This window comes from Leptospira ilyithenensis (assembly GCF_004771005.1).
GTDB lineage: Bacteria > Spirochaetota > Leptospiria > Leptospirales > Leptospiraceae > Leptospira_A > Leptospira_A ilyithenensis.
This window is the reverse complement of record NZ_RQHV01000066.1, coordinates 1-23,578: the sequence shown is the minus strand read 5'-3', so window position 1 is coordinate 23,578 and position 23,578 is coordinate 1. Positions and strand designations below refer to the sequence as shown.

General features: G+C 41.2%; 25 protein-coding genes. 13 read left to right on the top strand and 12 right to left on the bottom strand.

Features of this window, described 5'->3' with window-relative positions; translation table 11 throughout:
* The gene (locus tag EHS11_RS19075) at positions 1-672 is read left to right on the top strand and encodes a response regulator transcription factor (protein WP_135765985.1); all 672 of its coding nucleotides are present in this window, start codon (positions 1-3) and stop codon (positions 670-672) included.
* Here EHS11_RS19075 and EHS11_RS19070 read toward each other — a convergent pair.
* From EHS11_RS19070 to EHS11_RS19050, 5 genes are read right to left on the bottom strand one after another with little or no spacing between them, the layout of a single operon-like run.
* Positions 669-1,703: a tetratricopeptide repeat protein gene (locus tag EHS11_RS19070; RefSeq protein ID WP_246048081.1), complete on the bottom strand. Its 1,035-nt coding sequence runs from the start codon at positions 1,701-1,703 to the stop codon at positions 669-671. The genes EHS11_RS19075 and EHS11_RS19070 overlap by 4 nt on opposite strands.
* Positions 1,700-3,328 carry a cytidylyltransferase domain-containing protein gene (locus tag EHS11_RS19065; protein ID WP_135765984.1) on the bottom strand — a complete coding sequence of 543 codons (1,629 nt, stop codon included), beginning with the start codon at positions 3,326-3,328 and terminating at the stop codon, positions 1,700-1,702. Before EHS11_RS19065 ends, EHS11_RS19070 begins: the two co-directional genes overlap by 4 nt.
* Entirely contained in the window at positions 3,246-4,796 is a 1,551-nt protein-coding gene (locus EHS11_RS19060; protein ID WP_135765983.1) for a spiro-SPASM protein, read from the bottom strand. The genes EHS11_RS19065 and EHS11_RS19060 overlap by 83 nt, the downstream gene beginning before the upstream one ends.
* A 2-nt stretch (positions 4,797-4,798) precedes the next feature.
* Complete coding sequence (locus tag EHS11_RS19055) at positions 4,799-5,824, bottom strand: putative peptidyl-prolyl cis-trans isomerase (protein WP_135765982.1); 1,026 nt, start codon at positions 5,822-5,824, stop codon at positions 4,799-4,801.
* A 42-nt stretch (positions 5,825-5,866) separates the two neighbouring features.
* Positions 5,867-7,084 (bottom strand): aspartate kinase, encoded by a 1,218-nt coding sequence (locus EHS11_RS19050; protein ID WP_135765981.1) that lies wholly within the window; start codon positions 7,082-7,084, stop codon positions 5,867-5,869.
* A gap of 109 nt (positions 7,085-7,193) precedes the next feature.
* On the opposite strand from EHS11_RS19050, the gene EHS11_RS19045 reads away from it, so the two are divergent.
* A complete protein-coding gene (locus tag EHS11_RS19045; protein ID WP_135765980.1) occupies positions 7,194-8,138 on the top strand; it encodes an acyl-CoA desaturase in 945 nt (314 codons plus the stop codon).
* A 15-nt stretch (positions 8,139-8,153) separates the two neighbouring features.
* On the opposite strand, the gene EHS11_RS19040 is transcribed toward EHS11_RS19045, so the two are convergent.
* Genes EHS11_RS19040 through EHS11_RS19025 form a run of 4 tightly spaced genes read right to left on the bottom strand, consistent with a single transcriptional unit; the run spans position 8,154 to position 10,472 of the window.
* A complete protein-coding gene (locus EHS11_RS19040) occupies positions 8,154-8,636 on the bottom strand; it encodes a hypothetical protein (protein WP_135765979.1) in 483 nt (160 codons plus the stop codon).
* Positions 8,637-8,638: 2 nt separating this feature from the next.
* Positions 8,639-8,935 (bottom strand): LIC13255 family lipoprotein, encoded by a 297-nt coding sequence (locus EHS11_RS19035; RefSeq protein ID WP_135765978.1) that lies wholly within the window; start codon positions 8,933-8,935, stop codon positions 8,639-8,641.
* A 2-nt stretch (positions 8,936-8,937) separates the two neighbouring features.
* Entirely contained in the window at positions 8,938-9,495 is a 558-nt protein-coding gene (locus EHS11_RS19030; protein ID WP_135765977.1) for a hypothetical protein, read from the bottom strand.
* Positions 9,492-10,472, bottom strand: coding sequence for a zinc-binding dehydrogenase (locus EHS11_RS19025; RefSeq protein WP_246048080.1), 981 nt, complete (start codon positions 10,470-10,472; stop codon positions 9,492-9,494). Before EHS11_RS19025 ends, EHS11_RS19030 begins: the two co-directional genes overlap by 4 nt.
* Positions 10,473-10,535: 63 nt before the next feature.
* Here EHS11_RS19025 and EHS11_RS19020 point away from each other — a divergent pair, with 63 nt between their 5' ends.
* From EHS11_RS19020 to kdsB, 7 genes are read left to right on the top strand one after another with little or no spacing between them, the layout of a single operon-like run.
* Entirely contained in the window at positions 10,536-11,339 is an 804-nt protein-coding gene (locus EHS11_RS19020; protein ID WP_246048079.1) for an MlaD family protein, read from the top strand.
* On the top strand, positions 11,339-12,418 hold the full coding sequence (locus EHS11_RS19015; RefSeq protein WP_135765975.1) for a glycosyltransferase: 1,080 nt from the start codon (positions 11,339-11,341) through the stop codon (positions 12,416-12,418). Before EHS11_RS19020 ends, EHS11_RS19015 begins: the two co-directional genes overlap by 1 nt.
* Positions 12,419-12,438: 20 nt before the next feature.
* On the top strand, positions 12,439-12,654 hold the full coding sequence (locus EHS11_RS19010; protein ID WP_135765974.1) for a flagellar FlbD family protein: 216 nt from the start codon (positions 12,439-12,441) through the stop codon (positions 12,652-12,654).
* A gap of 9 nt (positions 12,655-12,663) precedes the next feature.
* Positions 12,664-13,446, top strand: coding sequence for a motility protein A (locus tag EHS11_RS19005; RefSeq protein WP_135765973.1), 783 nt, complete (start codon positions 12,664-12,666; stop codon positions 13,444-13,446).
* 9 nt (positions 13,447-13,455) lie between these two features.
* Positions 13,456-14,286 (top strand): flagellar motor protein MotB, encoded by an 831-nt coding sequence (motB, locus tag EHS11_RS19000; RefSeq protein WP_135765972.1) that lies wholly within the window; start codon positions 13,456-13,458, stop codon positions 14,284-14,286.
* Positions 14,286-14,813: a flagellar basal body-associated FliL family protein gene (locus EHS11_RS18995; RefSeq protein WP_109021844.1), complete on the top strand. Its 528-nt coding sequence runs from the start codon at positions 14,286-14,288 to the stop codon at positions 14,811-14,813. The genes motB and EHS11_RS18995 overlap by 1 nt, the downstream gene beginning before the upstream one ends.
* Positions 14,814-14,821: 8 nt before the next feature.
* Complete coding sequence (kdsB, locus tag EHS11_RS18990) at positions 14,822-15,562, top strand: 3-deoxy-manno-octulosonate cytidylyltransferase (protein WP_135765971.1); 741 nt, start codon at positions 14,822-14,824, stop codon at positions 15,560-15,562.
* A gap of 5 nt (positions 15,563-15,567) precedes the next feature.
* Here kdsB and EHS11_RS18985 read toward each other — a convergent pair whose 3' ends face one another.
* Positions 15,568-17,250: a cation:proton antiporter gene (locus tag EHS11_RS18985; RefSeq protein WP_135765970.1), complete on the bottom strand. Its 1,683-nt coding sequence runs from the start codon at positions 17,248-17,250 to the stop codon at positions 15,568-15,570.
* Between the two features lie 221 nt (positions 17,251-17,471).
* On the opposite strand from EHS11_RS18985, the gene EHS11_RS18980 reads away from it, so the two are divergent.
* On the top strand, positions 17,472-18,077 hold the full coding sequence (locus tag EHS11_RS18980; protein ID WP_135765969.1) for a YceI family protein: 606 nt from the start codon (positions 17,472-17,474) through the stop codon (positions 18,075-18,077).
* A 30-nt stretch (positions 18,078-18,107) separates the two neighbouring features.
* On the opposite strand, the gene ligA is transcribed toward EHS11_RS18980, so the two are convergent.
* Both ligA and EHS11_RS18970 read right to left on the bottom strand, forming a co-directional pair.
* On the bottom strand, positions 18,108-20,117 hold the full coding sequence (gene ligA / locus EHS11_RS18975; protein ID WP_135765968.1) for an NAD-dependent DNA ligase LigA: 2,010 nt from the start codon (positions 20,115-20,117) through the stop codon (positions 18,108-18,110).
* Entirely contained in the window at positions 20,118-21,131 is a 1,014-nt protein-coding gene (locus EHS11_RS18970; RefSeq protein WP_135765967.1) for a M23 family metallopeptidase, read from the bottom strand. It abuts the gene before it with no gap.
* Here EHS11_RS18970 and EHS11_RS18965 point away from each other — a divergent pair.
* The 3 genes from EHS11_RS18965 (at position 21,130) to EHS11_RS18955 (ending at position 23,378) form a co-directional block, all read left to right on the top strand.
* Complete coding sequence (locus EHS11_RS18965) at positions 21,130-21,858, top strand: SanA/YdcF family protein (RefSeq protein WP_135765966.1); 729 nt, start codon at positions 21,130-21,132, stop codon at positions 21,856-21,858. The genes EHS11_RS18970 and EHS11_RS18965 overlap by 2 nt on opposite strands.
* Positions 21,859-21,935: 77 nt before the next feature.
* The gene (locus tag EHS11_RS18960) at positions 21,936-22,709 is read left to right on the top strand and encodes a TIGR01458 family HAD-type hydrolase (protein WP_135765965.1); all 774 of its coding nucleotides are present in this window, start codon (positions 21,936-21,938) and stop codon (positions 22,707-22,709) included.
* Between the two features lie 111 nt (positions 22,710-22,820).
* Positions 22,821-23,378, top strand: coding sequence for a YceI family protein (locus tag EHS11_RS18955; RefSeq protein ID WP_135765964.1), 558 nt, complete (start codon positions 22,821-22,823; stop codon positions 23,376-23,378).
* Positions 23,379-23,578 lie beyond the last annotated feature (200 nt).

The window sequence follows — 23,578 nt, the reverse complement described above, 5'->3', positions numbered from 1 at the left end:
ATGAAAAAGCAAGTATACATTGTCGATGACCATCCACTCGTTGTAGATGCCTTGAACAACCTTATCTCCAAATCAGATGATTTGGAGTGTATTGGGAGCTCTGACACTATTGAAAAGGCGTTTGCCGATATAGAAAACTTGCAGCCTACTCTTGTCCTTGTGGACATTCAGTTGAAGCAAAATCAAAACGGTTTGCAGCTTTTGAAAAAATTGCGAACTGCATTTCCCAATATCGCAGTGATCATTATTAGTATGTTAACTGATGATACGTTTGTCGATAGGGCTTTCAAATTAGGTGCTATGGGTTACGTATTTAAAGAAGATACAACCACTCAGATTGTAGAAGCGATCCATACAGTACTTAGAGGGGACTACTTTGTAAGTTCATCTCAAGCTACCAGACTTTTAGGGCATCTTTACAGAACTTCTCAAAAAGAAGAAAAAGATCCTATCGACAGGCTTTCCAATCGCGAATTGGAAGTCTTTCTTATGATTGGAGAAGGTATGCCCGTCAAGGAAATTGCGGCTAATATGGGTTTGGCGGCTTCCACGATAGAAACTTTGCGTTCCCGTATCAAAACAAAGCTCAGTATCTCTGAAAATGAAAAGTTAATCCGCGTTGCAGTAGAATGGAAATACACCCAATCCAAACCGGAAGCGGCGGTCCCCTAATATCTTACTTTGAAATAATGGTAAAGCAGGGTTTTTCCTTCCCTGCTTGCCAATAACATCCGATAGGCTTCCGCAATTGTAGAATCATTTTTATTTTTCTTTTGAATGAAATGAAAAAACTCATTCGCCTTTTCTTCCAATCCCAAATTCAAAAGTAGATTCAAATAAAAACTTTGATCGTAATCATCCGCAAACGGAGAAAATGCGATTGATCGGAATAAAGATTCGGCATTTCGCCATTTTCTAACTTCAAAATAACAACGGGCGTACGTCTTCTTTTCACGCCAACCTAAGACCCGTTCGTCTTTCAAAAGAGCCAATGCCTTCTTCGGATCTTTTTCAGTCAGATATACTACCCGTCCGAGTAAATTGGACGCCATCGGATTTTTGGGATCGGTTTCTAAAATGGATTCGATTTCTTTTTTTGCCTCGGTATAATTTCCTAGTTCCAGGTAGGTTTTGACGAGAATTGTTTTTGCTTCCGAATAATTCGGTTTGTATTCCAAGGATTTCGATAAAGAAGTGATCGCTTGCCCATATTCACCTAATATATAGTAGGCGACTCCGAGATTATAATGATAAAAAGGATTATAAGGTGAAATCTGATTTGTTTCAAGCCAAGTATCTTTTGCTTCTTTCCAATTGTCTTCCTGAGCATAGATCATTCCCAATAGGAAACTTGCCGCTTCCTGGTTCGGTTCTTTTGCCAAAGCTTTGGCAAGTGCCTCTTTGGCTTCAGGCCACTCCAGGCGGGAATAGTGAATGGCTCCCGCCAGATAAGAATATTCTGCTTCTTCTTTATAAATATCGGCTTGGATTTTCTTCCATTCGAAATCGGCGACCCCGAACTTTCCGTAACGAAGTGCGTTGATGATGTTTCTTCCCGTTTTTTCCAAGTCAATCTTCGATTGAAAAGTTTCCGATTCTGTAGGCGGAGGGTTCTCTTGTGCGTAAACTGAAACTGAAAGAATTAACCAGGCAAAGGTGATTTTTGAGAATAGGGATATTGTTTTCAATAAAGAATCTTTCAAAGTGTTTTCAACCAATTCAAAATTACATTTTGTGCGTTTCTATCCAATCCAAGTCGTGGAGATAGACATATATCCGGAGGATGAATCCAATTTTTCGGTTCTCCGAGATAAGGAATTTCAATTTTTTTAGATAAAAACATTCCCAGTTCTTTATGAATTTCAGTCATTCCAAAAATGGCAACTTTCTTTTTCATGTAGATCGCTTCCAACGTGCTCTGGCCGAAATAGGAAATAAAACCTTCTGATTTTGAAATACGTTTCATATAATCCGCCTTTGCCAAACGTGAGTAATATCTGATATTCGAAAGCTTCGGCTTTGTCCCACCAACTCTTGTTATGTTACCAATCCCCCATTTGGGTGACAGCACTTCCGTCAGATACCGATCCAAAGAATCGGAATAAACTTCATTCAGTGCTCCCGCATAAATAAACCAATCTCCTGTGACTTTTTCTTCATTTCGATATGAATCTATTAAAGGGGAAGTGTAAAAAGAAAAATGATTTTTATCTTCCCATTCCACGGAAGGATGAGGCAATAAAAACAAATAAGGGTTTTTTCTGTTTTTGTATTCCAAATTATCTATTAGAAAGACCGTTTCGTCTTCCGGTACGGTCTCTCTTGCATCTAAAAGAAAAGCATCGGCACCCGGTTGATACTTCGTATCCATACTTACCGAATACCCGTTCATTTGCAATTCTATGGAAAGGGACTGACAGCGATCAAAATGACCGGAACCGAATTGTTTCGGATCTCCGTATTGAATGTGAATTTTCTTTTTTCCAAACTCGCTTTTAGGTAGAGAAAAGCGGACTTGTTTCACGGACTCGTTTTCCAAAAACAAATTCGGTTTTTTCCGATACAGTTCGATTACTTCTTTCGAACCGAAAAATGGAAACTTGTCACCTAACTCTTTCCAGACTAAATTTGCCAATTTCAAATCCGAAGGTTCATCGATTGTCATTCGGATTTGGTCGGATTCTTCCATATCTTTGGAATTGAGATATGGAGGAACCAATCGGTATACCGAATACTTTTCCAAATCTTCTTTGATATGTAGACTTACATGTTCTCTATGTCGTGGCTCCGTCTTCGTGTCTTTTTCATTTACCAGTGCCTCATAAGAAAAACATTCCGCTCCCATGCCCAGAGGTAAATTCAGAAAGGAAAGACAATACTTTTCGGTTTGCAAATGACAGATGGATTCCATAAGTAACTCTACGGAATGAATATCTATAAATGGGTTATCGCCCGTTAGACGAATGATATCTTTTGCCCCGAATGTTTCTGCGGCCAGAATATAACGTTCCCGGACATCCGTCTCGGAACCTGCAAACCACAGATAACCTCTTCGGTTTAGAAAATCTTTTAACCCCAAGTCTATTTCGGGGATTAAAAATACGATTCTTTCCTTGGGTAGAATTTGAATGAGCCGGTTGAAAATATGATCGAGGATGGTTACACCCGACCCTTCCGGCAATTCGAGTAAAACTTTTCCGGGCAAGCGGGTAGATCCCAGCCTAGCCTGGATGAAAGCGAAAGGTTTAGGCGTTAAATGTGTACCATTCATCGCAGGAAAGGCAAGGTGCGGGGATTTCTGGATGATTTCCCAGGAAAGAAGAAGCAAAATAAGAATTTCCTTTTTGCCAAATGTCTTTTAAATTTTCTGTAGTCAGGTTTCCTATTTCGCGGGTAATATCTTGTTTGCAAATGGCAACGGAACCGTTTGCATTGATGTATAAATCGCGTGTTAGGTGCCAACAGAATTCACGATGAATCGGAGTAAGATCACTTACTCTTCTCTCCGTAAGTTTTCCCGCATAACTGTTGTATTTTTGGAGAATCACGTTGATGTTTTTCTTTTCAAAATAAGTAAAGTAGGCGTCAATCTCGTCTTCAACTTCCTTCATTTTAATCATTTCCACATTCAAAGAACCTTGCGGCAAAACGGATTTCAATAAATCAATCGATTCCAAAACTTTAGACAAATCATTTGTCCCGTACAAAGTTTTGTATCTATCTTCCTTCAAAGTAGATAAATCTACAATCAAACAGATCTTCTTTCTTTCCGCTTCGGATAAGTTCCGTAAAAAAGAAACGAGCTCACCTGCATTAGATGTGAGTGATGTTTCGATCATTAGCTCGGTTAAGTAAGGAAGCTTTAGAATCCGGGTAATGATTTCTTTCCAATCAGGGTGGAGGAGCGGCTCTCCGTTTCCGCCCAAACAAATTGTCATCGGCGAGGGAAATGTAGATTCCAATTTGGACAAAATGAGTTTTGCATTCTCCAAAGTAACGGAAGTCTTGTCGTTTTTATCGATCAGATAGGTCCTACCGCGAAAGATACAATCCTGTTCCGAGCCTCTTTGAATCTCCCATTCCACATAGGAAGGCGCAAAACGAAAGATAGCCGGTTCTTTTTTTAAGATAGGTAGAATTTCAGAATAAGCAGGCCCTGGAATTTTTTTGAATAGGCTTTCGATCAGATTTACATTGCGAGGGTGATTGACTCTGAGATCAAACCGATACTGTCTTAGATCCGGCGGGACAAAGAATATATCCACATCGTAATGATTTATATTTTTTAAAAAGAAAGAATGAACATCCGAAGGTAATTTGTCAGGTAGAGTGCTTAAAAATTCTCTGGAGAGAATCGTAGGAATAATTCCTTCGGGAAGGTTTTCGCTATAGGAATATTGACTGAAAAAATCTTGATGTCTCTTCCAGGATCTTTTGGATAACTCCACGTCCAAGAGAGGACTGATACCTTTCAGATAAAGAAAACAAACCTCGTCCCAATCGGGATCTTGGAATTTGGAAGCGGGAAGAAACGGAATCATCTCTTTCAGGAAATCGGATTCATCGTTTGGATCGGTATGGGTTTTCAATCTATCCGATATTTCTTTTTCGGTTTTTAATTTTCCTAAAAGATTGTCGTCGACCCGTATATGAACTGTTATGTTGGGAAAAAGGGAATCTACTCTTTGGAGAAATTTTTTCCAAAGATCCCAGTATGGTTTGTCATTCAAAAACGCCAGAGTTTCATTATCCAAATAAACCGCAACGAGCGTGGGTAAATAATCTTTCCTAGACATACTTATTCTGCGTTATACTTTTCTTCAGGGTTGGAAATGTTATGCTCTTTCATATAGATAGGATCGAATATCACAACGGAGGTATTTTTCCGAGTGTTCGAAACCCAATCTTCAAAAGAGGATTGTTCTTTGTCTCGAAATAACAATCCTTGAATCCCTTTTCTCACTGCGTCCAAAGGAGTCGGACGAATTCCTTCGACGAAAACAAGACAGTATCTCTTCCGGTCGTCTCTGAATACTTCCGAAACTTTGCCCTGTTGTACTTGGCTGAGGACGGACGCTGTTGTAGGTTGAGATTTATAAAGTTCGAAAGTAGGCACCCAGTTCACCAAACCACCGTTTGCTTTGTATCTGGATTCGTTTCGCGGACCGGAAGCTACCAATCTGAAAAAAGAAGGATCTTTGATCGATTTTCCACGAATTTCATTCAACTCCTGAAAAATCCGTGTTTCTTCGTCTATGGAAGAATTGGCAGGTGAAAAAATCAATTCTCTGAATTTAAATTCGAATCCGACTTTCGATTTGTTTTTACTGTACCAACTGAGAATCTCTTGTTCGGAAGGAAGTGGAGGAGAAACTTTAATTTGTAAAAGTTGTCCCTTTTTTATTTGGTAAGGAAGATCTTCAAGCCAAATATCGTAAGGCAAACCAAACTGCTGTTGTACGCTCTTTTTGAACGCTTCGATATCAGTCATACCCTGCGCTTCCATCCGTTTCTGGATTTCAGCTTCGATTCTTTTTTCGTTTACCTGGATGGATTCTTCTTCGGCGGTGATATCTACGACGGTCCTATCGATCAGAAAGTCTAATACTTGTGAGTGGAGGGAGCCTTTTTTGCGGAGAGCGGGAACGAAACGGGAGAGTGATTTGTATTTTTCAACTCCCTTTTCATACTCGGACTGCGTGACTGCCCTATTACCTACGATGGCGATGACTTGGTTTAAGGATTCGTAAGAATGAGCAGTTTGTGTCAACAAACAAGTCGTTGTTACACAAAGCACAAGCCATTGCTTCTTAAAAAGAACCATTTGGTCAAAAAAGTAATAGCCCTAGTTCCACTGGGAAGACTTTTATTTTTCAATAAAAGTCGCGTGTAGGGCCCTTACTGCTTCCTCTGATTGGTTTTGTTTGATGACGCAGGAAATTTTGATCTCCGATGTGGAAATCATTTCAATGTTGATGCTTTTATCCGCTAGCGCCTGGAACATTTTTGCAGCAACACCTACATGAGATTTCATTCCTACACCTACTGCAGAAACAATGGAAATATTTTCATCAATCTCGGCCTTTCCGCTTCCATGATCTTTTGCATAAGCTTCAATGATAGGTTTTGTGGCAGCGATGTCTTTTTTTGCAATAGTGAAAGAGATCGTATTGATTCCGTCTCTCGGAGAGGACTGGACAATCACATCTACGATCACATCTTTTTCGGATAGTTGAGTGAATAATTCCGCAGCGATCCCAGGTTTGTCTTTTACGTCTGCAATTGTTATGCGTGCTTGGTCGCCTTTTGCGGTAACCCCGCTGACTTTCATTTTTTCCATAATTTTTTCCTCACTCATAACAAGAGTTCCCGGTTTGTCGTGAAAACTGGATCGAACGTGAATTACCACATTATAATTCATTCCTAGTTCCACGCTTCTGGAGTGCAAAACGCCCGCGCCAAGACTTGCCAGTTCCAACATTTCTTCGTATGTGATTTGTTTGTGCATCTTTGCTTGCGGAATCTTACGGGGATCGGCAGTATAAACTCCGTCTACATCCGTATAAATTTCACATTCATCCGCACCGAGTGCGGCAGCCAATGCAACTGCGGAAGTATCACTTCCTCCGCGACCTAAGGTTACTATATTTTCGTCTTTATCAATTCCCTGAAAGCCCGCAACGATGACAACCTTGCCACTATTAAATGCATTGTCGATGCGGGTCCGATCGATCATTTCGATCTTCGCATTGGAAAAATTTCCATCGGTAAGAATCTTCACCTGTGATCCTGTGAAAGATTGGGCGGGAACTCCTATCTCATTCAAAGCAATTGCGAGTAGCGCAATGGAAACTTGCTCTCCCGTGGAAAGAAGCATGTCCATTTCCCGTTTGGTCGGGTTCTTTGAAATTTGGTCCGCGAGCGCAACGAGTTCGTCCGTTGTATGGCCCATCGCCGAAACAACAACTGCGACTTTATGACCTTGGTCATGGTACTTTTTGATTCTTTTGGCTACGTTTTGGATCTTTGTTGTGTCACCGACAGAGGTACCACCGTATTTTTGGACAACAATTCTAGATGACATGGTTTCTAGGGACAGGGTTGTTCGAGGGGTCGCAGAATCAAGTAGAATGAATTTTTTTGCAACCGATCCTGAGGGTCTGTCTCTAACTTTAATGTAGGAATTAAGGATAATGGACAATTCAGATTCATCAGTAGAAACAGTGGTCAAACACCAAGCTCCCGTTTTATTTTTTGTGCTTTTTTTTATGATTCAGGCTACTATTTTCACGGTATTCACCGTTCCGTTCCGTTGGGAATTGGTACTTGTAGCTGTTGTTTCTTATTTTGTTCGGATGTTCGGAATCACAGCCGCCTACCATCGTTATTTTTCTCATTCTTCCTTCAAAACCTCTCGGGTCTTTCAATTCGTTCTCGCTTGGATCGGTTCCATGTCGATGCAAAAGGGAGTTTTGTGGTGGGCTGCCCACCATAGGAACCACCACAAAAATTCCGATACGGAAAAAGACATTCATTCTCCTTCCCGCAAAGGATTTTGGTATTCGCATATGTTCTGGTTTTTACGGGATGAATACAATGATTATGAAGCAAAACTAATTCCCGATTTTTACAAATACCCTGAGCTGCGTTGGATCGACCGTAACCACTGGATTCCCCCTTTAACGTTTGCTATTGGGTTGTATCTTGCGGGCGGATGGGGATGGTTGGTCTACGGATATGCGGTCGCAACTTTTTTCTTAGGTCATGCTACTTGGACGATCAATTCTCTTTCCCATGTTTACGGGTCCACACGTTTTGAATCCAGAGATACAAGCAAAAACAATCTTTTCCTCGCTTTACTCACTATGGGGGAAGGATGGCATAATAATCACCACTACTACTGCTCTTCTGCAAACCAAGGATTTTATTGGTATGAAGTGGATTTGTCCTATTATATCCTAAAAGTTTTCAGTTGGATGGGAATTGTTTGGGATTTGAAAAAACCGCCGGTAAAAGTTCTGAACGAGGGGCTTCGAAGAGATGCCGAGAAAAAAGCAGCACTGCTTGCGGCAAAAAACCTATCCAAATCTACAAAATTAACAACCTCTCCCAACAGAACAGTTGTTACTTCTTCTTAGATATTAAAGAACCTATCAAACTCCGAGCCTCTTACGAATGTTCGGAGGAATGTCTGCAATCGTATCGTATCTTTTCTTTTTTCCTCCGGGAAGAGATACATAATAAAATCCGTTCAATATTTCCAAAAAATAATCTTCTCCCTTTTCTCCGAGAGAACGATTGTCCAATTCTTTTACCATAGATTGGTATTTTTTAGGAAGTAAGTTCCAATTGGAATAATTCGTTACTACACCTTTGTCATTCACAGTATAATTCCCGTCTTGGTGTAAGATTTTGGTTCCGTTGTAGTCAAAGACTTCCATCGCTTTCAATGAAGGATCTTGTTTTGATTTGTCTTTTTTGAAAGGATCGCCTTTTTCCTTTGCATCTACCTTTTCTTTTTCCGGACTACCCTTGCTTTTTAAAAGTCCAAACGTTAATAGACAAATTCCCGCAAGACCCAATAAAACAAAAAGGATCAGTTCCGTCTGCGAAAATGTAAAAAGGTAACGAAGCATGATTAAAGTTTGTAATTGATCGACTTACACCTATAAGGTGCTGGATCACTTGCCGCCCACAATCCGCAATCCATAAGATTGATTGCTTTGGTACAAGCATCCACATCAGTTTGTTTTACTTTTCCGAAAACAACGGATGTGATTCTGTGATTGTATCCGCAAGCAGAGTCTTTTGCGGCAAAGGCTTCAAAAATTTTATAATTCGCTTCTGCTCCGGAATAAAAAATATCATCTTGATTGCTGATGCAATGGAGAAAGGCAAAAGGTAAAATTAAAAAGAGGGTCTTTGAAAAGGGCATCTTTACTTCTTAAGTTTAATATTTTGTCTTTCGGAAACCGGTAAAGGGATTTTCCCGAGGCCGGTATCGAAAATCACATTCCCTTCGATCAAAAATTCGGCGTCTTTCCCCGCCCCCGCTTCATTTAGCAAGCGCATGGCGACACTTAAAATCTTGTTTTCGAATCCGTCTTTTTGTTCTAGCTCCAAGGTTAAGGGAAGTGTGATCGAAGAATGTTTTGCAATGGTTTTTGGTTCCAGGTTTTTTACCCGACCCAGTTTTTCTTCCCCACCTTCTCCCAATAGCGACAAATTCAAATCAAATTGATAAATAGTTACATCTTCTTCGTTCGGATTGCCTATTTCTATGATAGGTGTGATTGTGAATTTAGGTATAAGAGAAAATCGTTGGCCCGGTGTTAGGGAAACAAGTACATTTACCAATTGAAACTCGCATTTTTTTAGCCTATCCAGGTTTTGTTTTGCTTGCGAAATGCAAGAATAAAAAAACAAAGATAGGCAGAATGCTGATAAAATCAATAAACGATTTGCATGCTTTTTCTTGTTAGGTGAAAAAGTCATGGTGCGAAAACTACTTTCCCTTCCGTCATATGGTTTTTATAAAATTCCAAACCTTCCTGGAATTCTTCCAGCGGATATTTTTTATTGATTTTGGTTTGGAAAATGGTCTTCAAATATTTTTGAGCTTCATTTGCCTGTTTTTGGAATTCTTCCACACCTATGGAATAAATCCAGGATGAGAGCCAATATCCTTCCACTTTTTTGTTTTGAAACAGTATGATCCCTGCATTGACGGAAAAAGGTTTTTCTGACAAGGCCCCGTAACAGACTAATTTTCCGCCATAAGGCATACATTCCAATACTTTCTCTGCGGTATCTCCCGCAACCGCATCAATTGCGTAAGTTGCATTCAGTTTTTTCGAAAGTTTATAAAGTTCTTTTTCAAAATTGGGAAGTTCCGAATTGAGAATGTATTCCGCACCGATTTCTTTTAAGGCATCTTCCTGTTCTTTTTTTCGCACAACATTGATTAGTGGGATTTTCCATTCGGCACAAAGGCGGACTACCATTTTTCCCAATGCGCTTGCGGATGCGGTTTGGATCATTGCAGGATGGTTTTCCGCCTTGCACTTGGAAACCATTGCCCAAGCAGTCATCGGGTTTACAAAGAAGGAACTGGCTTCATCCAAGCTGATCCCGTCTATAACAGGAATACAATTCTCTTCCGTAGTTACCATATATTCCGCCCAAGACCCGTCATTCTGTCCTGAAACACAAGAGACCCTCATTCCTTTTTTCAAAGTTTTAATTTCGGAACCTACGGAAATAATGGTTCCACTTGCTTCAAATCCGGCGGAAACCGGTGCTTTCTTTTTGATTCCGTAAAGTCCCCTAATGAACATTAGGTCGGAGGGATTGATGACAGAAACATGGATTTTGATGAGTACTTCGTTGTCTTTAGGGACAGGGATTTCTTTTTCTCTTAGTTCTAAGGCCGGTTCCGTAGGATCGTATTTGAGGATAGTAACTGCTTTCATAGCTTCCATTAAGTTCATTTAAAAACTGCTTGCCAAGCCTTTCTTTTCTTTCAAGGATTAGGAGTGCTCTGGAAACGGCTAAGGAATCTGATTTCACTTGAGATTTTGGCGGGAGTTTTCTTTGTATTTCTGATTTGTTTCGCTTTTTTTACCACTGTGATTCTACCTGATCGCCCCGATAAAAAATATCCTTACCGGCTTTCTTTATTTTATTCCAGGATTGACGGAATCAAAGAAGGTACGGAGGTTCGGATTCTGGGAATTCCCAAAGGTTATGTTGCACATATCAATTCAAGACCGGTCATTGATGTTCCTGATCGTCATTTTTTAGACAATAACAGAGATCATGCGATCGAGCTTCATATTGCTTTGGAAGAACCTTTGACCCTTTGGGACAATTACCAAGTGGATTTTCAGACGATTACCGTCTTTTCGAATCGGGTGATCAATATCAATCCCGGAAGTTCCGACGGAAAAACCCCTTATTTCCGACCTACATTCCAAGAAGGTCAAAAGACTCCCGATTATTTACCATCTGCACGTTATTTCGATGACTTTTTCAAAGCGGCTTCGCAAACCATCGAAGAAAATAGAGAAGATGTTCGTTCCATTGCACTGGATTTTCGTTCGATTACGGACAAATTGAACGCTCCGCAAGGGACGATTCCTAAATTGATCAATTCCACAGAGATGTATGACGAACTTTATAGTACTATTGCTGATGCGGAAGCGATCGGTAAAGAAGGACGCCGCTATATGGAATCATCCCGAAACCTGGAAAACACTATGCCGATTCCATTTGTGATCACTGCTTCTTTTTACGGGCGGACTACCTTAACGGGCAGAAGGATTGGACCTCAAAATTAATGAAAATTGCAATCATACACGATTGGTTGACGGGAATGCGGGGAGGCGAGGTGGTTTTGGATTCTCTTCTCAAAGCCTATCCTACCGCGGATCTTTTTACTTTATTTTACAGCAAAGGCAAGTTAAACGGTCGAATTGAAAACCGCAGAGTCACTACCGCATTTACCGACCGACTTCCTTTCAAAGAAAAATATTATCGTTATTACCTTCCTCTTTTTCCGACTGCGATCGAGTCATTGGATTTGAAAGGTTATGATATTGTGCTCAGTTCTTCTCATTGCGTGGCAAAGGGAGTTATTCCCCATCCGAATACTTTTCATATGAGTTATATCCATTCTCCTATGAGATATGTCTGGGATATGTATTACGATTATTTTCCCAATCGGTCGGGTTTAAAATTTTTTCTATTTCAAACAATTGCCAATTACCTTCGCACATGGGATGTTGCGTCCTCCCAAAGAGTGGATTATTTTACGTGTAACTCTCATTTTGTGGGAAAAAGGATTCAGAAATACTACCGAAGGGATTACCAAGTCATTCCTCCACCTTGTTTGTCGGAAGAATTCAGAGTACAGGATTATTCCAAAGAAGACTACTATCTGATGGTTTCCGCATTCGCACCTTATAAAAAAATTGATCTGGCAATCGAAGCATTTACCAAAAACAAAAAAAAACTTGTACTCATCGGCGGAGGCCAGGAAGAAACCAAACTCACCAAAAACCTTCCTTCCAATATCATTTGGAAAAAGGGAATCCCCCGTCAGGAAGTTCTGGATTATTACAAAAAAGCCCGCGGTTTTATCTTTCCGGGTGTAGAAGACTTTGGAATTACCCCTGTTGAGTCTCAAGCATACGCGACACCGGTGATTGCATTCGGCCAGGGAGGGGCTTTGGAAACGGTAATTCCCGGAAAAACAGGTGTATTTTTCAAAGAACAGACGGTCGAATCGCTGAACTTAGCCATCCAAGAATCGGAATCCATCACCTACAAACGCACGGAATTCCAAAAATCCATCAATCGGTTTACCGAAGAAAAATTCGTAAGCGAAATTCGTAAAGCAGTCGATAGACATAAGTAGTAATCTTATAGGGGGATCCATTGGTCATCCTACATCGACTGAAAGGGGCAGAATTTGTACTCAATGCGGACTTGATTGAGTCTATCGAGGCAAATCCGGACACTGTCATCACTCTCTTAAATGAGAAGAAGTACATCGTTTCAGAACCTGTAGAAACTGTTGTGGAAAAAGTCTTTCAGTACAAGGCTCGCATCCATTCGCTTCCAGTGGCCAATCGTCCAACTAAAGAAGGGTAACGCGTAATTATGGATATAGCAACAGTAATTGGGCTTGGTTTAGGAAGTGCCTTAATGGTTCTCGGAACCATCTCCGGTGGTTTGAGTATCATGGACTTGATCGATATTCCTTCCGTTATGATCACGTTCGGTGGTGCGGCTGCGGCCACGATCATCTCCTTTCCATGGACCTCCACTATGGCAGTGGGAACTGTAACTAAAAAGGCATTTCAGAACCCTACTTTTGACCTTCCCAATCTGATCACAACACTTGTGAGTTTCTCGGAAAAAGCAAGAAGGGAAGGACTGCTTGCATTGGAAGATGATATCAACGAATTGCCTGAAGAATTTTTAAAGAAAGGCATTCAACTTGTAGTGGACGGAACGGATCCGGAACTAGTTCGAAATATTATGGAAACGGAAATCAGCAACACCGCCCAAAGACATGCTTACGGAAGGAGCTGGTGGGATGCTTACGCAGGTTTTGCGCCAGGCTTCGGGATGTTGGGAACTCTGGTTGGTCTCGTGGGGATGTTAAAAAACCTAGGTGGTGGAGATGCAAGTGCAATCGGTCAGGGTATGGCGACTGCCTTGATTACCACTCTTTATGGATCACTTGCGCAGAACCTTTTTGCATCGCCTATAGTTCGTAAGTTGACCCGTAGATCGGAAGATGAACTTGTGATCAAACAAGTTATGGTGGAAGGAACTCTTTCCATCCAATCGGGAGATAACCCCCGTATTGTGAAGGAAAAACTTGCGAGCTTCCTCACTCCGGTCGAGAGAGCGGCTATGAAGGATGACGGAGAATAATCTTTAGCCATGGCGAAAGAACAAAAATGTCCGGAGTGTATCCAGAAAGTCCCCGAGTTCATGGCAACTTACGGAGACATGGTGACACTGTTATTATGTTTCTTTATCCTCCTCTATACCACTGGTAAGACGGATGCGAGAGAGATGCAGATCATTTTGTCCGCATTCAAATCCACAACGGGATTTTTTACAGGCGGCCAAACCTTATCCAAAGGTTCTTTGGAAGAGATGGGGATGAATATCGAAGCGCTTCCTTCCCAAGTGGTAGGTAGAAATTTATCCAAATCAAAAAAGGATGCTCAGGAAGTTTTCAAACCGGAAGTGGAAGCCGGTAAAGTTCGCATTTCCGAAAATGAAAGAGGACTTGTGATTTCACTTGTAGGAGCGGATTATTTTTATCCGGGTTCTGCGATTCTCACTCCTTCCATCAGAGAGACTTTGCGTAAGGCGGCAGCTCTGATTGAGGGACTGGAACGATTTGTCCGGGTGGAAGGTCATAGCGATGATGATGCCGTGAATCCTGTCAACCGTCCCGGCAGAGAAGAAAGAGAATATATTAATAATTGGGATCTTGCCGCGGCGCGTGCGGTGAATACCACGGTATTTATGATCAATTCGGAAGAGATTGATCCGAGCTGGTTCCAAGCAGTCAGTTTCGGTTCTTATCGTCCTATGATAATGGAGAACGAAGGTACCCCCGAAGCGAAAGCCTTCAATCGAAGAATAGACATAATTATTTTAACGGAAAAATCGACAAAACGAGCTCCTGGCGAAAGTAAGTACGGATTGCCTGAGTCTCGGTTACCAAATACAGAAACAAATGTAGAAGGAGATCAGTAATGGGTGATCGTGAAGTAGACGAAGAAGAAGGCGGGCTGGCCGAAGGTTCCCCTAGTGGGGCGGGAATGTCTCCCATTGTTAAATGGTTACTTTACATTGCCGCTGCTATTTTTGGAATCATCATTGTTACCGTAATATCCATGTTTGTTGCTCAAAAGACTGCGACCAGTGTCTTTAAACAACAAAAGAACATATCATTGGTAAAAGCGCCTCCTCCTCTTGAGATATATAGTTTCCAGGAAGAATTTCGAATCAATACCTCGGACGTTGGGGAATCGCATTTCGTTAAGTTAAAGATGTCTTTGGGATTTGAATCGGGGCAACCGGCTCTTTCTCAGGAGTTGGCAATGCGTGTGGCGCAAATGCAAAACATCATCAACTTGATCATTGCTCGCAAAACGAAAGATGATTTGAAATCGATTACAAACCAGTTGGATTTAAGAGAAGAAATCAAAGCACATTTGAATCATATTTTGACAAATGGAAAAATCAAAGAGATTTATTTTACCGAATTTTTAGTAAACTAATACTCGTTATGTCAAAGAAAGTTTTGGGTGTGATCCCTGCGCGTTTTGCAAGCACACGTTTTCCGGGAAAACCACTCGCACTCATCGGTTCCAAGCCGATGATCGAGTGGACTTATCTGCATTCTAAAAAAGCAAAATCCTTAAACGAATTGGTTGTCGCAACGGATAATGAAAAGATCCGCGATGTCGTTTTGACTTTCGGCGGTAAAGTTGCCATGACGAGGGAAGATCACGAAACCGGAACGGATAGAATCATTGAAGTCGCAACCCAATTTCCCGAATACGATGTCATTGTCAATATCCAAGGTGATGAGCCGGGAATAGAACCCGAACTGATTGACGGCGTAGTCGATCTAAAATTGAAGCACAGTGATTGGGAAATGACTACTGCTGCGGTTCGTTTCGGTGAAGCGGAAGATCCTACCGATCCCAATCGAGTGAAGGTTGTATTTGACCAACTATCACGTGCTAACTATTTTTCCCGTAGCCCCATCCCAGCTTCTTTCAAAAAAAAAGCGGATTGTTTTCGTCACCTCGGAATCTACGGTTATGAAAGAAATTTTTTACTGAATTATAATACTCTTCCCGCTTCCGACTGGGAGGCAGTCGAATCTTTGGAACAATTGAGAGCTCTGCAAAATGGAAACACAATCGGGATTTTTTTGGCAAACAAAGCAAATCTGGGAGTGGATTCTCCCAGAGACTTGGAACTTGTAATAGAAGAGTTTAGAAAGAAAGGTTGGATTTGATTTTATTAAGCACCCTTTCTCATCCCGCCTGCGATATAATCGTATAAAAATTCTCCGGTGATAATACCCGGAACGATTACTTTTTGAGCCCCGTCAACAACCAGCTTTTTAGCATCGTCCGGTTCATCGGAAGTCAAGATGATCTTTGCATTCGGCGCAAGTTTTGTCAATGTAGACAATAAACGGGTGTTATTTGTTCCTTTTAGAAAAGAATCCGAAATCGTACATACTACCATCGAAGCATCATGAAGTCCTATATGGGAAAGTGATTCCGGATGAGCCAAATCCGCATAAGCCCATTGAAATCCTTTGCCGGTAAGTTCGTCTTTGAATGCAGGGTTGTAGTCGGCAATGATGATCCTTTTGATGAGTGATGGAGAAAGATCTTCCAGATAACTGATGAAGGCACGGGCAATTCTAAAATAACCGAGTACAATGATGTCCCGCACTTGGCCATCATCATGACCTCCCTCGCCGGTTGTTTTGACTTCGACAACTTCGTCATGAATTCCGAACCTAGCTACAAATCGGGCCAATGCCGCCGCGATCTGATGATTGAACAGGATGATATAAGTGGAAAGAATGGAAGCGATGATGGTAGATGTGAGGATGACTGCCTGCAATTTGCCAGTGACATGACCGAATCCGGCACCTAATGCAAGTATGACTAGTGAGAACTCCGAGATCTGTGCCAAGTTGAGACCGGTCAAAAACCCGGTTCGAACTCCTTTTTTCAAAGCAATGATAATCGGTGCTACGGTTAAGATACGAACAACCAACATTAATGTTATGATTGCAAATGAAATAGCGACTACTTCCACACTCGGCATGGGGACTTTCAAACCCAAGGCAACGAAGAAGAGAGTCACAAAAAAGTCGCGAATCCCGATAAGCTTGGAAATGACATCCGCGCCGTAAGGAAATGCGGCAATACTCATACCGGCAACAAGTGCTCCCATCTCTTTGGAAAGTCCCGCTTCACCTGCGATACCGCAAATGGCGAAACACCACATAATTGATGTTAAAAGAACCAACTCTGAACTGGCTGCGCACGCCTTATAAAGCGGTGCCAATATGTATCTGCTGACTGTGAAACTGAAAATAATCAGCAAAACGATAATACCTATTGATGCGAGAATTTTTAAAACTTCGGGGCTATTGAGGTTTGGCTGCACCCCCATAAACAGAATCGCCCAGATATCCTGGAAAACCAAAACTCCGACAGTGAGCTTTCCTGATAAAGTATTGATTTCTACCTTGTCCTGTAATAGTTTAACTACGATTAAAGTGGAGCTGAGGGAAAGTGCCACGGCAATGTAGAGCAAGTCGAATTTTTCCCCACCGATCGGCAATCCCAGTAGAGGAAAAAATCCGTAAACAAAAGCTACTGATAATGTAAACTGCAAGGTTCCTAAGAGGAACATCGATTTACCCATTTTCGCAAGCTCTGCAAGATTGATCTCCAGACCGATGATGAATAGAAGTAAAATCAGTCCTATTTCCGAAATCAGCTCAATGGAGGCTTCGTTTGTAACAAGTGAAAAACCCATTTCTTTTCCAAGAAGGGCTCCTCCGATAATATAACCAAGAATAAGTGGTTGTTTTGCAACTCTTGCTATGTGACTGAGTACGGTAGCAAAAATAATGCTCAAACCGATGTCTGTTAATAAGGATTCTTCGCCGTGCATTCTTTCTTCTCTTTTGAGAAGAGTATTTTGAAACGGATCATTCTGTTAAAGTCGTTTTTTAAAACATAATGCGAAAGGAGAGGTTTAATTTTAGGGCTAATCCGAATTTTGCACTGCAGAAAAGGCTTATGCTTAATAAATCCACAATTAGCAAAATTGAATCTCCTAAATCTTGACAAAGAAATGTTTCTGCTGTCTAATTAAACTAGAGAGGAAGACCGATGAAAAACATCTATCTGCTTGCAATTATCTGTTCCGCTGTGGTTACCACTTCGGTATTTGCAGAGGAAAAGTGCACTTATGCGTACAGCCCGAAACAAACTAGCCTGGAATGGACAGCGTTTAAATTTACGGAAAAAACCGGGATAAAGGGAAAATTTGATTCGATCCAGGTAAATAAAACCAAAGCCGGGGCGACCATATTGGATTCAGTGAAAGACTTGTCTTTTAAAATCGCGATTGCTTCCATCAATTCGAATTTACCTTATCGGGATGAAAAGATTAAAAAATTCTTTTTCGGATCGGTAAAAAACGGAAAGGAATTCAAGGGCAGTTTCTCCGAAATTAAAGGAACTAATACCGGTTCTGCGAAATTGGATTTGGAATTCGCCGGCGTAAAAAAATCCATTCCTGTTCAATTCACCATAAAGGAAAACACGGTCGAAGTTGCAGGTTCACTGGATGTATTGGACTTCGGATTGAAATCCGGACTTTCCCGTTTGAATGAAGAGTGCAGAGATCTTCACAAAGGTGCGGATGGAACAAGTAAACTCTGGCCAAATGTGGATTTTAAAATCGTTTCTACTTTAGATAAGGTTTGTAAATAGAAAATCAATTCTAGTCGATAGTTCATCTTTTTAATGAGGGATTCCTTCTTTTTTCAAGAGAGAAAGGAATTCCTCTTCATTGACTAGTGTAATTCCCAGTTCTTCCGCTTTTTCCAGTTTTGATCCGGCTCCGGGTCCGTACAGCAGATGAGTTGTTTTGGAAGAGACGGAAGATACTTTTCTGCCGCCGTGTTTCGTAATGATGTCCAAAGCTTTTTCTCTCGGTTGGAAATTTTCAAAACTTCCGGTAACACACCAGGATTGATCAATAAACGGCTGTAAGTTGCTTTTTTCCGTTTCGTCCGCTTTAAACTTGAGACCCAGCTTGATCAGATTTTTTACGAGAGTTAGGGTTTCTTTGTCTTTTAAATGACCGAGTAATGCCTGTACTGTTCTGGGACCGATTCCGTGCAGATTGGAAAGTTCTTCTTCCGCATTTTTCTTTTTAGCTAACGCAACCAATTTATCCCAGGAGTCCAATCCGTTTTCAATCAATATCTCAGTTACTTTGTGGCCCGCTTCGTTGAGACCGAGAGAAGGGAGCGTTAGGCGAAAATCCTTTTCTTTTGATTTTTCGATAGCCGAAAGTATATTATCTACGGATTTTTCCGCAAACCGGTTCATTGCTAAAAGCTCTTCTCTTTTTTTATGCAATGAATAAAGTTGAACCAGGTTTTTGGCCAGGCCTTGCTCATAAAAGATTTCAATCTGTTTCTCTCCGATATTTTCTATATTCATCTGCTTTTTAGCGCAGAAAAAAATAAGAGAATTTTTTTCCCGTTCGGGACAATGCCTGTTGGTGCAAAAAAAATCTACCGAATCATCTACTTTTTCCAAGTGAGTTTTGCAGGAAGGGCATTCGGTAGGTAATTGAAATACCCCTTGGGTAGGAGGTGAGATTACTTTTTCAACAGCCGGAATGATTTCGCCTCTTTTGGAAATCAGAACCTTGGCGCCGATTCCGGCACCCAATTCATTAATATAGTCTTGGTTATGTAAGGTGGCATAAGTGACAGTGGTCCCTGCAAGAATTGTGGGAGTTACTTTTGCCCTGGGTGTTATTTTTCCCGTACGGCCGATAGCAAAATCAATGTCCTCTATCACCGTATCTTTGAGTAGCGCATCGAATTTAAAAGCACGAGCCCATCTGGGGGATTGGGATGTTTCTCCGAGTGATTCTCTTTTTTCCAAACTGTTGAGTTTGATGACAAGCCCGTCTACGGGGAATCCGGTTTTGTCCTTTTTTTTACGAAAAGCTTCTATATGTTGTAACAACTGTTTGGTGGGAATGATTTCGGTATCCGGAGCCAAAGGAAATTTATCTTCTTTTAAAAGTTTTAGGATTTCCTTATGTTCCGTGATCCCTTTTCTGCCTTTTCCGAAGATAGCATCGTAAACAAAAATGCGAAGAGGTCTTTTTGCCACTTCCGCCGGGTCTTTCTGTTTGATGGAACCTGCGGAAAGATTGCGTGGGTTGGCAAAACGTCCGCCGTACTCTTCGTTGAATTCTTCAAAATCGGAAAAATTCATATAAATTTCCCCTCGAACGGTCACGGTTCTGCCGGATTTCAATTCGTGAGGAAGTCCTTTGATGGTTTTCACATTTTCAGTAACGACATCTCCGATTCCCCCCGTTCCTCTGGTAACGCAATTTTCCAATTTGCCGTCAACATAATATAACAAGATAGAGGCGCCATCGATTTTCCATTCAAGGGAATATAATTCGTCTTCGCCGGTTTTGACAATCCACTCCCAGAGTTCTTCCGTATTGTATGTATTTTCCAGAGAAAGGACGGGAACTTGGTGTTTGAATTTGGAGAACTGGCTGGAAAGATCAGAGCCTACGGTTTTGGTAGGAGAATTCGGAGAAACAAATTCAGGGTAATTCTCTTCCAGTTTTTTCAGCTCACTGAAAAGCAGATCGTATTCTTTGTCCGAGATGGTTGGAGTGTTGTTTTTATAGTAGCGTTCGTTATGTGCTTTGATCTCTTTTGTCAAAGCACGGATGCGTTTTTTCGGATCTTCTTCTTTTGGTGCCAATCAATAGATTCCTGATTGTAGATATTCTTCCGGGTCGGTTTTGCCTTCTTCGGACAAAATAATTTCATAATGCAAATGAGGACCGGTTACGTTTCCTGTCGCTCCTACTTCGGCAATCATATCTCCCGTTTTTATAATTTGTCCCGAGCGGACATAGATGCGGGAACAGTGTCCGTACAATGTATTGAATCCGAATTCATGTTGGATGATGATATGGTGTCCATAACCTACGTTAGAGTAGGCAACTTTTATAACCCGACCCGGAGCAGTAGCGTAAATCGGAGTGCCAGTTGCATTTGCCATATCCAATCCGTCGTGGTATTCCCAAAAACCGGATGTGGGAGATTTGCGCATTCCGAATTGGGAAGTCAGATTATAAGAATACATCGGATTGAAAAGAGGAGTGGAGGACAAAACGGCAGCTCGTGTAAAAAGATATTCAAAGTTCACTTCGACTAACTTTTCATTGCTGGTCATTCTGTGTTTTAAGTATCTCAAATCATAGATTTCGTTCAGGTACCTACGACCTATATCCAGTTGTTTGTCTTCCCTTTCTTCCCTTTGTAAAAGTTCATAGGATGCGGACTTGATCGCATCTTCTGCAGGAATCTTAAGTAGTTCGTCATCCTGCCCGTCAATGAGAGAAAAGATTTCCAACATATTTTCGTTCAGTTTGGAATACTCTTCTTTCATCTCCTCCAATTGGTTGGAGTGAGTCAGGTAGGTATCAAAATAATTTCCGTAGATTTCGGAGAGCTGATTGATTTGGGAACGGGTGTTATTGGAGCGAACAATTCCGAAGATGGCAAGGCTTAATAAGCCGACGGTAAGCCCGGCGAAGAAAAGGATGGTAAAAACCGAGATTTGGAAATGGAAGGAACTATCGTAACCGTGGGGAATGACCAAAATCGTCATTCTTTGGTGTCCTTTTTCTTTGACCCGATCAATCTGTTTCTTGATTTTAGGATTGTCTTGTGAGAAAACAGATTTAATCTCTTTGATTTTCTTTTTCATGAGCGCACAAAGTCCTAACAAACATAGCAGACGACCTTTCCCATTTCGGGTCAAGTGGAAATCCCTAATTCGCGTTATTGCGATATTTCTACTGGCCTTTTTTATATTTATAGGATTTGTAGATTGGGATTTTTATCGCAATTACGACGCAGTTCCTCACATTCAATCTGCAGAAGAGTCGTTTTCCGCTACCGTAGCATTGATTCCGGGTGCTGCAGTGCATGGAAACAAACCGAGTCCTGTTTTGTCCGATCGTTTGAAATGCGGTTTGTCTTTGTACCAATCGGGTAAAGTAAAAAAGATTCTACTCTCGGGGGACAATGGCCAGGCGGATTATAACGAATTACGTCCCATGCTAGAGTTTATGCTGGCAAATCATGTAAAACCGGAAGACGTATTTGTGGATCACGCCGGATTTCGCACTTTAGATACATTGATTCGTGCCAAAGAAGTTTTTTTGGTAAACGACGCTATTTTTGTCAGCCAGTCTTTCTTTCTTCCCCGTGCCATTTACCTGGGCAGGAATCTTGGACTCAACTTACAAGCGTTTGAGTGCAATCTTCGCACTTATAAAAAAGAAGGTTATTATTATTGGCGTGAGTTTTTCGCCCGTCAGCTTGCCTGGTGGGACATTCATATTTGGGATACTCCTCCCAAATATTTGGGAAAACCGTTTCCGATTGATAAATCGGGTGTCCCCACTTGGAAAGGTTCCATCATCAAGTAACAGAATCGTTATCATGAATCTTCTATTTATTTTGAATCCTTATTGACGAAGCAAAAAAATAAAGGAGAATCAAAACTATGTTTATCGGTGGTAAAAAGGGTTACTTGTTCGACTTGGAAGGCGTTTTTCATCAGGGAGAAAGTTTGCTTCCCGGTGCCTTGGAAACATTAACAGCTCTTAGAGAAAAGAAAATTCCCTTTGTTTTTTTGACCAATACCACAACTAAATCCGAAAGAGATATTCGAATAGGTCTGAACAAATTGGGTTTAGGCATTCGGGAAAATGAAATTCTTACCACTCCCAAGATGGCGGCTTCCTATCTTAAAAAAGCCGGAAAGTCCAAAGTTCGGCTTATTCTCGCTGATCAGGTCAAAGATGACATTACCGGTTTGGAAAAAGTAGAAGAGAATCCTGAAGCAGTCATCATCGGAGATATCGGCGATGGGTGGAGTTATGATCTTCTCAATAGTATTTTTCGGAATTTAATCGCAGGTTCCAAGCTCATCGCATTACACAAGGGAAAGTTTTGGCAGACAAAAGAGGGTTTGAGTTTGGATATAGGTGCCTTTATCACCGGGTTGGAATATTCTGCGGGTGTAGATGCAAAAGTCATCGGCAAACCATCTCCTTCCTTTTTTAGAGCGGGTCTCGATCATTTGGGTCTTTCCGCCTCCGACTGTACTATGATAGGTGATGATATTGAATCGGATGTAGGTGGGGCAAAGGAATTAGGCATCCAGGGAATTCTCGTGAAAACAGGAAAGTTTCGGGAAGAACAATTGAAAACTTCCCGCATCAAGCCGGATTTTATCATAGATACGATCGGAAATTTACTCCTCAAAGGAGGCTGATATTTCTCATCTTTGTAAAAATAGGAGAGAATCGGAATCAATTGAAGAATAAAATATTATAAATTCCAAAAAAATGTTAGATTCATAACTCTATTAAAGGTATAAAAAGATATGAAGAAATATTTATTTTTTTTGACGATCGTTTCCTTTTCTTTCCTAACGTTAGCTCCTTCTTTATTTGCCTCTGAAGTTTTAAAAAAGGAAATCGGCTTCTATGTGGATCATGCAACGGCGAATGTGATCGGAGTTTGTAATGAAGTGGAATTGGAACCAATCCGTATCAAAGCAAGCAAAACCGGTTATTCGCTCGGTTCTCCGTTTCAAATCAAAATCCCGATTTCAAAAATTACATCGGGAGACGAAGGAAGGGATGCTCACATCAAGGAAATTTTAGGTTCTCCTGAATACAGCCTGATACAGGTGAAAATCGAATCTGTAACTCAAGAAGGAGAAGTTTATACCGTTTCGGGAAAACTTACCATTCATGGGATCACAAAAGATTTCAAATCCAATCTAACGGTTGATAAAGTAGAGAAAGATCAAATCGAAGTGAAAGGAAAAACAATCGCACGTTTTTCGGAATATCAGTTGGAGAATCCTTCTCTTTTGTTTCTCAAAGCAAAAGATGAAATCGAAATTCGATATTTGTTTTTGATCCGTTCGAAGTAGCTGAAATTCAAGCAAGTGAGATGTTTCACGCTCTTTTTCGCGGAACCTCCTGTTCCGACGAAAAAGCTCCGGCCATCCCTGGCCTCCGCCACCGCGAGAAACATCTCACTCACTTTGAAAATCCCGAATTTTCAAATCCATTCCTCCCCCCCCTCCCACCGAAAAATCCCCAGACCCCAAAAAGGGAAAATTTTTTTATT